The 460-nt window shown below is 70.7% G+C and carries 1 pseudogene; it reads right to left on the bottom strand.

Annotation, left to right across the window (positions count from 1 at the left end):
- Nucleotides 1–333: 333 nt before the first annotated feature.
- Nucleotides 334–460: pseudogene (locus C7C46_RS34040) on the bottom strand (methylmalonyl-CoA epimerase); the annotation flags it as partial.

The raw sequence follows: 460 nt of genomic DNA, 5'->3' as shown, positions 1-460 counted from the left end.
TGCCCCGCACTGCGCGGTCCCATCCATCTCCTGGTCGCGTCCTCGACCGGTGCCGGCCCCATCGGGGCCGGGTGATCCGGTCCTTGCATCCGCGGTCGCGCGGGCGAAACCCGGGCCGTGGTCGGAGTCGTGGCCGGTGGGGCGCGGTGACCGCGCTCCCGGGACCGGTTCGGACTCCTGGGCGAACTCTTGCCTGTGGAGAATGGTGACAGATCCGAACTGCGACCGTTCAGCCGTGCCCTGGATTCGGACTCACCGCGACCCTGGGCAGTGTAGTGGGCCGGAGCGGGCCTGTAACCGGGCAGGGCAGGGGTTGGACAGGTTACCGAAGGGTCAGAGGCCGTCCGACTCCGCGGCGGTGACCAGCTCGGTCAGCACGCCGCCGCAGTCCTTCGGGAGCAGGAAGGTGATCCGCGAACCCATCGACCCTCGCCGGGGCTCCTCGTAGAGCACCCGCACG

Origin of the sequence: Streptomyces tateyamensis (assembly GCF_003205575.1) — a bacterium.
Taxonomy (GTDB): Bacteria; Actinomycetota; Actinomycetes; order Streptomycetales; family Streptomycetaceae; genus Kitasatospora; species Kitasatospora tateyamensis.
This window is presented reverse-complemented; position numbering and strand designations above follow the sequence as displayed.